Genomic DNA, 1,836 nt, shown 5'->3' with positions numbered 1-1,836 from the left:
GGTTTGTAAGGCAATTATCTATGTATATCTTGCCTTACAGATTTTTTTTTGCTCACTTTTTCAGTGCCATTGGATTATAGTCGTCACCACGAGGGTTTGTAGTTCCTCGACTTCAGGTGCCCTTGATACTGACTCTTACGTAAGAAACTTGGAGGGTTTCTTGATATTTACTCGCTGACGCTTTACTGTGCCTGCTGAAGTTTGAGAGCGAGTCTGTTTAAACTTACATCTTGCACCATTCTCGCTTAACAGGCTTTCCGGCCTGTTCCACAAAGAATTAATTTCTTGTGGGGAGTAGGGGTTGGGCAGGAGAGCCCGCCCATAAAAGTCTTATTGAGAATGGTGCAACATCTCAATTTAAAGATACAAGGGGGGTTTAGCCACCAAAATAGACAACCCGCACAAAACCTCCGAACAAAACCAGCCCCCTCAAATCAGAAACCAAATATTTGCGCCAATTCTGATTTAATTATATTGCTATAGCAACCGCTTTTGATATTTATGAGGTTTTCAATGGCTGAAACTAATTCGGTAGATTCCTGCGGAAGGGTAGCCTATTAATGATAGGAAAAATCTTGTTTTGGTAGGCGATCGGGATAATTGCACGCACAAGTAGAGGAAAAGCCCAACTAATCTACTCCCTGCTTCCTTCTTTCCGAAATAACTAAAGTCTTCTATCTTCGAGAGCTAAAGCTTTCTTCCTTATGCTATATAATGACCAAAGCGTTGAATATTTTTGCAGTGACAAAAACTACTAACAAAAAAGACGGCAAATCCTCTAAATATCCCTTTGACGGTCTATCTTTAGACGATCGCAATCCCGACTTCATTAAGCTTCTGTTGCCAATCTGGGAATGGCTGTACCGCTACTATTTTCGCGTAGAAAGCGACGGCTGGCATCACGTCCCCGCGAGCGGAAAAATGCTCGTTGTCGGTTCTCACAACGGGGGAATAGCCGCTCCCGATATGTTTATGTTCCTATACGAATGGTTCCGCAGGTACGGAACCGAACGCTTGGCCTACGGATTGATGCACCCCACGGTTTGGGAAGTTTCTCCTGATATTGCTAGCATGGCGGTTCAGTGTGGTGCCCTCAAGGCACATCCGAAAATGGCGATCGCAGCTTTGCGTAAAAATGCCCCAGTTCTCGTCTATCCGGGCGGCGCCCAAGATGTTTTTCGCCCCCATCATTTGCGCCATCAAATATACTTTGCGGGGCGCAAGGGATTTATTAAATTAGCATTGCGAGAAGAAGTGCCAATTGTACCAATTATCTCGCACGGTGCCCACGATACTTTGATAGTTTTGGCAGATTTGTACGAAGAAGCAAAGAAATTGCATGAATTGGGGATGCCGTGGCTATTTGGCATCGATCCAGTGGTATTGCCGGTGTATTTGGGATTGCCTTGGGGATTGAGTATTGGGCCTTTGCCAAACCTGCCTTTACCCGTGCAAATTCGGACTCGCGTGTGCGAACCGATTGTATTTGAGAAGTACGGTTCGGAGGCGGCGCGCGATCGCGATTATGTTGATGCTTGTTTCGATCGAGTTACCGCCCAAATGCAAAAACAATTAGATTGTTTGGTGGGCAATTGAGAATTGCACAAGTCTATATTATTCTAGGATGCAGAAATTGATTGTTTTTACGACAATATAGCGTGAAGCGCGAGGGATATGAGTAAAAAAACAGGTTTCTTGAGTCCTGTGGGTAAGTCGTGACTACAAACATTTTTTGAAATCAATCCATTAGGTTTATTTCAAACCCACATTCCGCAGATGTGTGTGGAATTTTTTATCAGTTGTGAAAAGTTGGAGTCAAAAAGTTTTTCCCTTTAA

Annotated in this window: 1 protein-coding gene; it reads left to right on the top strand. The window is 43.9% G+C overall.

The genetic code is table 11. The annotated features are described in order from the left end of the window. Positions 1-714 precede the first annotated feature (714 nt). Positions 715-1,596, top strand: coding sequence for a lysophospholipid acyltransferase family protein (locus tag QUA74_RS29705; RefSeq protein WP_333336351.1), 882 nt, complete (start codon positions 715-717; stop codon positions 1,594-1,596). The last annotated feature ends 240 nt before the right edge of the window (positions 1,597-1,836 follow it).

Origin of the sequence: Microcoleus sp. LAD1_D3 (assembly GCF_036702135.1) — a bacterium.
In the GTDB taxonomy this organism is placed as follows: domain Bacteria; phylum Cyanobacteriota; class Cyanobacteriia; order Cyanobacteriales; family Microcoleaceae; genus Microcoleus.
Note: the sequence above shows the minus strand (reverse complement) of the source record. Positions and strands in the feature narration are given on the sequence as shown.

What these genes read in the sequence shown, in the direction of transcription:
- QUA74_RS29705 (WP_333336351.1), top strand. Translation starts at nt 715, where the DNA reads ATGACCAAAGCGTTGAATATTTTTGCAGTGACAAAAACTACTAACAAA.